12 protein-coding genes are annotated in these 8,888 nt (G+C 69.3%); 4 read left to right on the forward strand and 8 right to left on the reverse strand.

Features of this window, described 5'->3' with window-relative positions:
* The first annotated feature begins 131 nt into the window (after positions 1 to 131).
* The 4 genes from RISW2_RS10705 to RISW2_RS10720 are packed head-to-tail and all read left to right on the forward strand — an operon-like array spanning position 132 to position 2,639.
* Positions 132 to 680 (forward strand): flagellar basal body-associated FliL family protein, encoded by a 549-nt coding sequence (locus RISW2_RS10705; RefSeq protein ID WP_051491936.1) that lies wholly within the window; start codon positions 132 to 134, stop codon positions 678 to 680.
* Positions 677 to 1,597 (forward strand): flagellar motor switch protein FliM, encoded by a 921-nt coding sequence (locus tag RISW2_RS10710; RefSeq protein ID WP_043770395.1) that lies wholly within the window; start codon positions 677 to 679, stop codon positions 1,595 to 1,597. The genes RISW2_RS10705 and RISW2_RS10710 overlap by 4 nt, the downstream gene beginning before the upstream one ends.
* Positions 1,594 to 1,971: a hypothetical protein gene (locus RISW2_RS10715; RefSeq protein WP_043770398.1), complete on the forward strand. Its 378-nt coding sequence runs from the start codon at positions 1,594 to 1,596 to the stop codon at positions 1,969 to 1,971. Before RISW2_RS10710 ends, RISW2_RS10715 begins: the two co-directional genes overlap by 4 nt.
* The gene (locus tag RISW2_RS10720) at positions 1,968 to 2,639 is read left to right on the forward strand and encodes a MotE family protein (RefSeq protein ID WP_051491937.1); all 672 of its coding nucleotides are present in this window, start codon (positions 1,968 to 1,970) and stop codon (positions 2,637 to 2,639) included. Before RISW2_RS10715 ends, RISW2_RS10720 begins: the two co-directional genes overlap by 4 nt.
* Positions 2,640 to 2,643: 4 nt before the next feature.
* On the opposite strand, the gene RISW2_RS10725 is transcribed toward RISW2_RS10720, so the two are convergent.
* From RISW2_RS10725 to RISW2_RS10760, 8 genes are read right to left on the reverse strand one after another with little or no spacing between them, the layout of a single operon-like run.
* Positions 2,644 to 3,765, reverse strand: a complete 1,122-nt coding sequence (locus RISW2_RS10725) for an EscU/YscU/HrcU family type III secretion system export apparatus switch protein (RefSeq protein WP_043770401.1) — start codon at positions 3,763 to 3,765, stop codon at positions 2,644 to 2,646.
* Between the two features lie 10 nt (positions 3,766 to 3,775).
* Positions 3,776 to 4,531, reverse strand: a complete 756-nt coding sequence (locus RISW2_RS10730; protein WP_043770403.1) for a flagellar biosynthetic protein FliR — start codon at positions 4,529 to 4,531, stop codon at positions 3,776 to 3,778.
* 4 nt (positions 4,532 to 4,535) lie between these two features.
* Positions 4,536 to 6,626 carry a flagellar biosynthesis protein FlhA gene (flhA, locus tag RISW2_RS10735; protein WP_043770407.1) on the reverse strand — a complete coding sequence of 697 codons (2,091 nt, stop codon included), beginning with the start codon at positions 6,624 to 6,626 and terminating at the stop codon, positions 4,536 to 4,538.
* A gap of 4 nt (positions 6,627 to 6,630) precedes the next feature.
* Positions 6,631 to 7,416 (reverse strand): lysozyme family protein, encoded by a 786-nt coding sequence (locus RISW2_RS10740; RefSeq protein WP_043770410.1) that lies wholly within the window; start codon positions 7,414 to 7,416, stop codon positions 6,631 to 6,633.
* Complete coding sequence (fliQ, locus tag RISW2_RS10745; RefSeq protein WP_043770413.1) at positions 7,413 to 7,682, reverse strand: flagellar biosynthesis protein FliQ; 270 nt, start codon at positions 7,680 to 7,682, stop codon at positions 7,413 to 7,415. The genes RISW2_RS10740 and fliQ overlap by 4 nt, the downstream gene beginning before the upstream one ends.
* A gap of 10 nt (positions 7,683 to 7,692) precedes the next feature.
* Complete coding sequence (gene fliE / locus RISW2_RS10750; protein WP_043770416.1) at positions 7,693 to 8,013, reverse strand: flagellar hook-basal body complex protein FliE; 321 nt, start codon at positions 8,011 to 8,013, stop codon at positions 7,693 to 7,695.
* Positions 8,014 to 8,036: 23 nt separating this feature from the next.
* A complete protein-coding gene (flgC, locus tag RISW2_RS10755; protein WP_043770419.1) occupies positions 8,037 to 8,447 on the reverse strand; it encodes a flagellar basal body rod protein FlgC in 411 nt (136 codons plus the stop codon).
* A 12-nt stretch (positions 8,448 to 8,459) separates the two neighbouring features.
* Complete coding sequence (locus RISW2_RS10760) at positions 8,460 to 8,867, reverse strand: flagellar basal body rod protein FlgB (protein ID WP_043770423.1); 408 nt, start codon at positions 8,865 to 8,867, stop codon at positions 8,460 to 8,462.
* Positions 8,868 to 8,888 lie beyond the last annotated feature (21 nt).

Genomic DNA, 8,888 nt, shown 5'->3' on the forward strand with positions numbered 1-8,888 from the left:
GTATGCCGGTGAATTTTTCTTATCCGGCCGTGCTTATCCATGATCGTGACCTTTTTATTCTTGTGCGTCAATTGTAAATTTGCCAAGATTAGACAAGAACAAAGCAAACCATAAGTCGGGCAGGACATACGGTGGCGGACGAGGAGAAGCCGAAACGCCCTCTGAAGCGGCGCGTGCTGATCGCAGCCGCCCTTCTGGCGTTCTGCGCCGTGGCGGGCGCCGGCGGCATGGCGATCGCCATGGGGCCGCAATCCTTCCTTGCGCTCGTCATGGGCACGCCCGCGGACGCGGAAGCGGCCGAGGCGCCGGGCGAGACCGGCGGGCCCGCCGAGGGCTCCCGCGAGCACGTCAAGGCTGGCGAGGTCACCATCGTGCCGCTCGACGAGATGATCGTGAACATCACCGCCATCACGCTCACCGGACGCAAGACCACGCGCTTTCTCAAGCTCGACCTCGCCCTCGTGGTCGATCCGGGCCGGGATGGTGCCGACCGGGTCGCCGATCGCGGCCTGTTCCTGCGCGACACGATCCAGGACTACCTGCGCCAGCTGACCGAGGACGATCTCGACGGCAGCGCGGGGCTCGCGCTGCTCAAGGCGGAAATCCTGCGCCGCGCGCGCGCCGTGACCGAGAGCGACGCACCCCGCGAGGTGCTCATTGCCGACATGGTGATCCAATGAACAAGGCCGCAACCGAGGGCTTCAGCCTCGAGGAGGAGATCATCCGCGTCACCGCGGAGAACATCGAGCGCCTGCCGATGCTCGAGCCGATCTTCGAGCGTCACGTGCAGAACCTCGCGGCCGCGATGAAGGGCTTCTCGGGCGTGCCTGCCGAGGCCGAGCTGGTCGGGCTCGACTACGCCGGCGTGGGGGCCGCGCTGGCGGGCATCGGTCCGCACTGGCTGGCCATCGTCTGCGAGGCGCAGCCCTGGGACGGAAGCTTTGCCGTCGCGATCGATCCGAACCTCCTTTTCTCGCTCCTCGAGATCCTGCTCGGCGGCCGGGCGGCCGATCCGGGCGAATGGGTCCCGCGCAGCTTCACCTCGATCGAGAAACGGCTCGCCACGCAGATCTGCGGGCTGGTGCTGTCCGAGCTCTCGACCGCCTTCGCGCCGGTCGAGAAGGCGAGCTTCCACGTCTCGCATTTCGAGAGCAGCCCGCAGGCCACGATGATCGCGCCGGCCAAGAGTCCCTGCGTCAAGGTCACGCTGAACGTGACGCTCGAGGGGCGCGGCGGCGAGCTGGCCATCGTCCTGCCGCACAACACCCTGCACCCGGTACGCGACAAGCTGTCCGAACTGGTGATGGGCGAGAGCATCGGCACCGAGGACGGCTGGCAGGACCGCATGGAACAGGCCCTGTCGGACACGAGCGTGCGCCTGACCGCGATCCTGCAGACGCTGCGCGTGCCGCTGTCCGATGCGCTCGCGTGGCGCAAGGGACAGGTGCTCGATCTCGGCATCGGGCCCGACGACGAGGTTGCGGTCGCGGCGAGCGGGCGGACATTGCTGCGCGGGGCCATGGGCCGGCGGCGGAGCGGGGCCGCGGCCCTGCGGGTGACGGAAATCCTTTTTGACAGGAACGGGGTAATCAGATGACCGGTCTCTTCATCGACATGATGATCATGGCACTCCTTCTCGGCGCGATCGGCTTCGGCCTCGTGCTGGAGCGTCGCGTGCGCCGGCTGATGCAGGTCCTGCAGGAGCTGCAGCCGGCGGTGGACCAGTTCGCCCAGGCCGTGGACCGGACCGAGGAGACCGTGGTGGCGCTCCGCGGTCGCACATCCGGCCGCGAGGCCCCGGCGCCGCAGCCCGAGACCGCGGCCACGCGGCTCTCGCCGCTGCCGACCATGCGCAACCTGCGCAACCAGGCGGCGCGGGCGATGCAGGCCGGCACCGGCGTCGCGGCGGTCGAGGGCAAGGCCGACATGGTGCGGTCCTTCTTCGAGACGGCGCAGCGGAGGCAGTCGTGATCCGGCCCTCCCGGACGCAGATCCTCTTCGGCACGCTCGCCTGTGCCGGGATCCTGCGCGCGGCGATCGGGGCATGGTCCGATGCGCCCGGTGGTGGCGGGGACATGTTCGTGGGCCGGGCGGAGGCCGCCGATGTCGCGGAGGATCCGGCGCCGACGCAAACGGCTGACAGCGCCGAGGACGGCGGGCCGCAGGACGTGGGCGCGCTCGCCGACGAGATCCTCGCCCGCGGCTGCACCATTCCCGAGACTCTCCTGTCGGCGATCAAGACCGAACGCGGGCTCCTGGCCGCGCAGAAGGACCGGCTCGATGCGCGCGCGGCCGAGATCGAGCTCGCCGCCGAGCAGCTCGAGGTCGAGAAGGCGCGGTTCGAGGAGCTGCGCGCCGAGATGACGGGACTGCTCGAGCGGGTTGCCGCGGCACGGACCGCGGACGTCGACCGGCTGGTCGCGCTCTACTCGGCGATGAAACCCGACGACGCGGCGACCATCATGGACGACCTCGACCTCGAGACCACGGTCATGGTGCTGGGCACCATGCGCGAGCGTGACGCGGCCCCCATCCTCGCCCAGCTGAGCCCGGTGCGGGCGCGGGCGATCTCGAAGATCATCCTCGAACGGTCGCAGCTTCCCGGCGACCAGGACCTGACCGGCATCCGCCTGAAGTGACGGTTCAGTCGTCGCGCAGGCTCGACCCCGCGGGCGGCGCGCGCCGGATGCGCGCGCGGATGTCCATGACGTAGCGGATGATCTCGGCCACGGCCTTCCAATGCTCGGCCGGGATCGTCTGGTCCACCTCGACCGCGGCGTGCAGGGCGCGTGCCAGCGGGCGGTTCTCGATCAGCGGCACGTCGTTCTCGCGCGCGAGCTTGCGGATCTGCGCGGCGACGAGGTCGGTGCCCTTGGCGACGCAGACGGGCGCGGCGTCGCGGCCCGCCTCGTAGCGCAGCGCCACCGCGAAATGGGTGGGGTTCGTCAGCACGACGCTGGCGGTTGGCACGGCCTGCGCCACCCGCTGCCGGGCGCGGCGCCGCCGCACTTCGTCGCGCTTGCGCTTGATGAGCGGATCGCCCTCGGAATCCTTGTGCTCGTCGCGCACTTCCTTGAGCGACATCTTCAGCTTCTCGCGCCACTGGTAGCGCCGCCAGACGATGTCGACGATCGCGAGCGGCACGAGGAAGGCGGAGGCGCCGATCAGCACGCGCGACACCTCGTGCTGCAGGTAGCCGGGCAGGGCCTCGGGCGCGAAGAGCCGCCCCTGCCAGATCGCGGTCACCGCGTCCCGCGCGATCCAGACGCCGATGATGCCCACCACGGCGACCTTGGCGAGGTTCTTCGCGAACTCGACCAGCGTGTCCTTGGAAAAGAGCTTCTTCAGGCCCGACAGGGGGTTGATCTTGGACAGGTTGGGCTTGATCCGTTCGCCCGCGACGACGACCTCGCCCTGGATCAGGACGCCGAAGATCGCCAGCGCCACCATGACCGCGAAGGCCGGCGCGAGGATCATCGCGAGCGGCAGGCCGAGGCCGCGCATGACCCGGCCGGCCTCGTCGAGGCCTTCGCCCGCCTCGCCGATCTCGACGCGGCCCGCGCTCTCGATCACGCGCGACAGCGCCTCGGCCAACTGCGGCGCGGCGGCCGGCAGGATGAGCGCGGTCACCACGAAGAGCGAGAAGATGCTCATCAGGTTGCCGGTTTCCTTGGAACTCGGGACGTCGCCCTTCTTGCGGGCGTCGCGGATCTTCTTGTCTGTCGGCTCTTCCGTCTTGCTCGACTTGTCCTCGGTCTCCGACATCGTCGTCTCCTCAGAAGGTCAGCAAGCCGAGCCAGTCGGCGAAGACCGTCAGGAAACCCGACAGCATCGACGGCAGCGCCATGGTCATGACGAGGAGCCCCGAGGCCAGCAGGACCGGCATCGCGACAAAGAACACGGGCAGCGTCGGCATCAGGCGGTTGGCAAGCCCGAGGCCCACGTTGAGGACGAGACCCATGACATAGAAGGGGGCCGCGATCGACACGCCGACGTAGAAGCTCATGCCCGCGGCGCGCACGATCTGCCGCGCCATGTCGCCGGGCATGATGCCGCCCAGCGGGAAGATGTCGTAGGACATGACCATGGCGCCGACGATCACGTGGTGCAGGTCGGTCGCGAAGATCAGCGTCGTGCCCGCGAGCATCAGCGTCGAGGCGACGAGGGTCGCGCCCTCGAACGCGCCCATGCTGGGGGCGAGCGCGTTGGCGAGGCCCGAGGTCATGCCGATCTGGTAGCCGGCGAAGTTGAGCGCGTTCATGAGGATCCGCGCGGTCATCCCGAGCCAGAGCCCGAGCGTCGCCTCGGTGCCGAGAAGCGCCAGGATCGCCGCCAGTCCCGACAGCTCCAGCGGTCCGACCGGCAGGGCGGGGGACAGGGCGATGCACATCACGAGCGCGAGCGCGAGGCGGTGGCGGACCGGGATCGACCGTTCGCCGAAACCCGGCATGAACAGGAAGACCGTGCCGATCCGGGCGAAGATGGCGGCGACGCCCAGGAACTGCGCGGTGACGAAGGCGGTCAGGTCCATCCGCCTAGCCGCCGATCCGCCCGACCGTGCGCAGCGACGCCTTCCGGTGGATCTCGCCGTGCGAGATGATGGGTGTAGAGGGGCTGACGCGCTCGAGCATGGAGCGCACGTGCGGCCGGATCTCGGCCGGCACGAGGATCGCGGGCCAGCTGTCCGACTGCGCCTGCGCCTGGATCTCCTTGCGCGCGGCCAGCACGAATTCCTGCACGCGGTGCGGCGACATCAGGAAGCTCTGGTCGTCGCCGTTTGTGCGGATCGCCTCGAGCAGCTCGCGTTCCCATTCGGGCGAGAGCCCGATCACCGGCAGGTAGCCCGCGGCGTCCGCAAGTGCGGCGCAGATCTGCTTGGACAGCCGCTGGCGCACGTGCTCGGTCACGCGGGTGACGTTCGTCGTGGTGCGCGCGGCCTCCGCGATCGCCTCCACGATCAGCGGGGTGTTGCGGATCGACAGCCGCTCGGCCAGGAGCCGCTGCAGCACGTGCTGCAGCAGGATCGTGGGCGAGGGCACGTTCAGGTCCGCGACGAGCTTCTGGTAGTCGCGGTCCAGCCGTTCGACCGCGTCTTTGGCCGCGGCGTAGTTCAGCAATTCCGCCATGTGGTCCTTGACCACTTCGGTCAGGTGCGTGGTCAGCACGCTCTCGGGGTCGACCACGGTCAGGCCGTGTTCCTCGGCCCGCTGCGCGCCCGCCCGGTCCACCCAGAGCGCCTCGAGCCCGAACGCCGGGTCGCGAGCCTTTTCACCGGCGAGCTTGATCGTCATCTCCGGCGGGGTCAGCACCATGCGGCCGTTCGGGCGGATGTCTCCGCGCACGGCCTCGGTCCCCTGCACGAGGATGCGGTAGGTGTTGATCGGCAGCGAGGGTTCGTCGCGGATCCGAACCGCCGGCAGGACGAAGCCGTATTCGCGGGCGAAAAGGCCGCGCAGGCTCTTGATCTTGCCGGGAAGGGCCGCGTCGTCGCTGTCCGAAAGCGCCACCAGCGCCGCGCCGAGCTCGAGGCACAGGTCGTCGACGCGCATCGTCTCCTTCAGCGCCTCCTCCTCGGTCAGCTGCGGCGTGTCCTTGGCGCGTTTCTCCGCCACCGCCTTGGTGCGCGCATCGCGCCGGGTCTGCCGGTCGAGCAGGACGCCGGTGCCGGCCATCAGCGCCGCGAGCACCACGAAGACCGCGAGCGGAAAGCCGGGCAGGAGCCCCATCCCGAGCAGCAGCGCTCCGGCCATGTAGAGCGCCTTGGGGAAGCGGCCGAGCTGCGACAGGACGATCTCGTTCGCCGCGCCCTCGGTGCCGCCCTTGGTGACGATGAGGCCTGCGGCCATCGACACGACCAGCGCCGGGATCTGGCTGACGAGCCCGTCGCCGATCGTGAGCGTGGTGTAGGTCGCAGCGGCGTCCGACAGGCTGAGCCCGTGCTGGACCGTCCCGATCAGGATGCCGCCCAGGATGTTGATGAGGACGATGATGATGCCCGCGACCGCGTCGCCGCGCACGAATTTCGACGCGCCGTCCATGGCGCCGAAGAACCCCGTCTCCTCCTCGAGCTTGCGGCGGCGTGCCTGCGCCTCTGCGTCGTCGATGAGGCCGGCGCCGAGGTCGGCGTCGATCGCCATCTGCTTGCCCGGCATGGCGTCGAGCGAGAAGCGCGCGGACACCTCGGCGATCCGGGTCGAGCCCTTGGTGATGACGATGAAGTTGATGACCACGAGGATCGCGAAGATCACTATGCCGATCGCGTAGGACCCGGCCACGATGAAGCGCGAGAAGCCCTCGATCACGCCGCCCGCGGCCCCCGTCCCGGTATGGCCCTCGGACAGGATCAGCCGGGTCGAGGCGACGTTCAGCGACAGCCGCATCAGCGTCACTACGAGGAGGAGCGTCGGGAAGGCGTTGAATTCGAGCGGCGCCTTGATCCAGAGCGCGACCATCAGGATCAGCACCGACACCGACAGCGAGATCGCGAGCCCGAGGTCCAGGAGGAACGCGGGCAGCGGCACGAAGAGCATCGCGAGCACCAGCGTGACGCCGATGGCGAAGCCCACGTCGCGGTTGGCGAGACCCTTCGCCCAGACATCGGCGGACACGGTGCGGCTGGCCGACATGCGATCAGTTTCCCTTGCGCAGGTTGGGCAGGAGCGGCTGCAGCTCGCCCGCGGCAAAGAGCGACCGGCGCGCCGAGCCCTCGGCATGCGCGGCCGACCAGAACGGCCCCCCGAGCGGCGCCGGCGCCGGAGCGTCGGCCACATGGCGTGCGGCCCCGCCCGCCATCGCGCGGAAGGTGTCGATGCGCTGGTTGGCCACGCGGATGTTGCGCAGCACCGAGGCGCGGTAGATGGCCTGCTTCTCGGGCGTGCGGGAATGGTAGGCGCCGGCGGCCTCCTGCCAGTCGCCGGTCTCGGCATAGAGCCGCTTGAGGAAGCGTGCCGCGTAATCGGCGTTGACCTCGGGGCGGAAGCCGTCCCGCACGTCGTCGAAGGCGTCCGGATGCCAGCGCATGTTGATCTGCAGGCAGCCCACGTCGATCGAGGACACGCCGCGCGCGTGTTCCTTGGCGATGAAGTCGAGCGCGCCGTGCAGCGTGTCGAAATGGTAGCCCGCGCCCTCGGAATTCACCGCCCACGGCCAGACCGTGAGCTCGCCGTTCTGCATGAGCCCCGCCTCCTGCAGGCCGATCCCGAGAAGGATGTTGCCCGGGATGCCGTGACGCTGCTGGGCGTCGAGGATGGCGCGGATGCAGATGCCGCTGACCCCGCCGGACCGCGGCGCCTGCGCCGTCGTGCCCGCCGCGCCGCCCCCGCCGGCATAGAAGGATTCCCATCCCGTGGGCGCGGCCGGACCGGCCGGCAGCGCGGCGACGAGGGCCGCCGCGGCGAGGGCGCCCGGTCCCCTCATAACCCGCCGCTCGCGATCGCGTCGAAGCTGCGGTCCGAGAGGCCCTGCAGCATCGAGTAGATGAAGGGCGTGGTGGCGGCGACGCCGATCAGGATGACGACGATCTTCGGCACGAAGGTCAGCGTCATTTCCTGGATCTGCGTCAGCGCCTGGAAGAAGGCGATGATCAGCCCGACGGCGAGCGCGAGCGCGAGCACCGGCGCGGTGCCGATCAGCACCGTCCAGATCGCGTCCGTCAGGAAGTCGTAAACCTCACCCTCGGTCATGGTGCATGCCTCAAATCGGCATTCGCATGATTTCCTGGTAGGCTTCGACCAGCTTGTCGCGGATGGCGACCGTGACCTTCACGGTCGATTCGAGGCTGAGGGTGGCCTGCACCACGTCCTGCGTCGAATGTCCGCCCGCGAGGCCTTCGGTCATGACCGCCTCGGCGCTGCGGGCGCGCTCGACGGCATTGGCGCCGGCCTCGGCCAGCATGTCGGCGAAATCCGCGCCGGCGGGCCCGGTCGCGGGCGCCGCGCCCGGTTCGGTCCGCAGACCCTGCGACAGCCGGTAGGCGCCGAGGGCCGCGTTGGAGGAGACGAGACTTTCTGTCATCACCCTGTTCCCGTGTCAGAACGTCATTTGAGAAGGTCGAGCAGGCGCGACCGCATGCGGCGGCCCGTCTCGAACATGGTCAGGTTGGCTTCGTAGCTGCGCGCGGCCTCGCGCATGTCGGCGATCTCGAGCATGGCGTTCACGTTCGGCACCTTGACGAACCCGTCCTCGTTGGCGGCCGGGTGCGAGGGGTCGTGCACCAGTGCGAATTCGCCCGGCTCGCGGCCGACGGTCGATACCTCGACCATGCTGGCGCCGCTGGCGCGGTCGAGATGCTCCGAGAACGAGATGGTCTTGCGCCGGTAGGGATCGGCGCCGGGCGTGGTGCCGCGGGTGTCCGCGTTTGCCACGTTCTCGGACACGACGCGCAGGCGCGAGCCCTGCGCCGACATGCCGCTCGCCGCGATGGCGGAGATGGATTTCAACGGATCCATGCGGGTCTCTCCTTAACGGCGGCCGCCGATGGCCAGGATCATCATGTCGTGGCCCTTGCGGTAAAGGTCGGCGGCCAGGCGGTAGCTTTCCTCGGTATCGGTAGCGACGATCATCTGCTCCTCGAGCGCGACGGTGTTGCCGTCGATGCTGCGCACGCGCGCGTCGCGGTCGACATGCGTGGCATGGCCCGACGCCGCACGGCCCGCGCCCTCGATGTGCCCGGCCCGGGTGACGGCGAGCCCGGTGCGGGCCGGCGCACTTCCCTCGCCGATCAGGTCGTCGAAGGCGGCGACGTCGCGGGCGCGGTAGCCCGGCGTGTTGGCGTTGGCGATGTTCTGGGAGACGACTTCCTGCTTGGCGGCAAGCCAGCGCAGCCGCTCCGAGGCAAGTTCGAAGAAGGAAAGAGAACCGATATTCATACTATACCCTGCCCGTTTATT

The organism is Roseivivax isoporae LMG 25204, from assembly GCF_000521865.1.
Lineage (GTDB): Bacteria > Pseudomonadota > Alphaproteobacteria > Rhodobacterales > Rhodobacteraceae > Roseivivax > Roseivivax isoporae.

Bases quoted from the DNA above. Each gene is read 5' to 3' on its own strand.
- RISW2_RS10710 (WP_043770395.1), top strand. From the start codon at position 677: ATGAACAAGGCCGCAACCGAGGGCTTCAGCCTCGAGGAGGAGATCATC.
- RISW2_RS10715 (WP_043770398.1), top strand. From the start codon at position 1,594: ATGACCGGTCTCTTCATCGACATGATGATCATGGCACTCCTTCTCGGC.
- RISW2_RS10725 (WP_043770401.1), bottom strand. From the start codon at position 3,765: ATGTCGGAGACCGAGGACAAGTCGAGCAAGACGGAAGAGCCGACAGAC.
- RISW2_RS10730 (WP_043770403.1), bottom strand. From the start codon at position 4,531: ATGGACCTGACCGCCTTCGTCACCGCGCAGTTCCTGGGCGTCGCCGCC.
- flhA (WP_043770407.1), bottom strand. From the start codon at position 6,626: ATGTCGGCCAGCCGCACCGTGTCCGCCGATGTCTGGGCGAAGGGTCTC.
- RISW2_RS10740 (WP_043770410.1), bottom strand. From the start codon at position 7,416: ATGAGGGGACCGGGCGCCCTCGCCGCGGCGGCCCTCGTCGCCGCGCTG.
- fliQ (WP_043770413.1), bottom strand. From the start codon at position 7,682: ATGACCGAGGGTGAGGTTTACGACTTCCTGACGGACGCGATCTGGACG.
- fliE (WP_043770416.1), bottom strand. From the start codon at position 8,013: ATGACAGAAAGTCTCGTCTCCTCCAACGCGGCCCTCGGCGCCTACCGG.
- flgC (WP_043770419.1), bottom strand. From the start codon at position 8,447: ATGGATCCGTTGAAATCCATCTCCGCCATCGCGGCGAGCGGCATGTCG.
- RISW2_RS10760 (WP_043770423.1), bottom strand. From the start codon at position 8,867: ATGAATATCGGTTCTCTTTCCTTCTTCGAACTTGCCTCGGAGCGGCTG.